We start from the raw sequence: 762 nt of genomic DNA on the forward strand, positions 1-762 counted from the left end.
GAGCGCCTTGAAGGCCGGCTCGCTGCGCAGWTGGYTTTCCGTGGCRCCCGAGAGCAGGGACAGCTCGCTCAGGCTGAGGCCGGGCCGCTGCTCGCGCAGGCGGCGGGCGTAGGCCAGATTGGYTTCCCCGTCCCGGCGCGGCACGGCGTSGCGAATGGCGGCCAGTTCCACGGAGAGCGCCTTGAAGGCCGGCTCGCGGCGCAGTTGGTTTTCCATGGCACCCGAGAGCAGGGACAGCTCGCTCAGGCTGAGGYCGGRCCGCTGCTCRCGCAGGCGGCGGGCGTAGGCCAGATTGGCTTCCCCGTCCCGGCGCGGCACGGCGTCGCGAATAGCGTCGCGAATGGCGGCCAGTTCCACGGAGAGCGCCTTGAAGGCCGGCTCGCGGCGCAGATGGCTTTCCAAGGTGCCCGAAAGCAGGGACAGCTCGCTCAGGCCGAGGCCGGGCCGCTGCTCGTGCAGGCGGCGGGCGTAGGCCTGACTGGCTTCCCCATCCTGCCGCGGCACGGCGTGGCGAATGGTGGCCAGCCTTGCCTGGGTTTCAGGGGCAATGCCCGCAGGAACGTCCCTCGGGTGTGATAAACGCGCAACCTTCGCTGGGAGGCTGTCGTCGATGGCCGTCTTGCGCTTYTTATGGGGAGTTCGGCTGCCTTGCGGCGTGGCGGTATCCGCGTGCAGGGGTGCACAGGCATCGCGCGGTGCGAGACGTTCGCTCGTATCGGCCATCGGTCTGCTCGCGGAGCCGGGAACGGGCTCTTCCAGGCG

General features: G+C 70.3%; 1 protein-coding gene. It reads right to left on the bottom strand.

Annotation, left to right across the window (positions count from 1 at the left end; translation table 11 throughout):
- Nucleotides 1–723 (bottom strand): hypothetical protein (locus AC1DQ3_RS36580; protein WP_477124959.1); only part of this gene is annotated, 723 nt, incomplete at its 3' end.
- Between the last annotated feature and the right edge of the window lie 39 nt (nt 724–762).

This window comes from Cupriavidus sp. 01T418 (genome assembly GCF_056398885.1).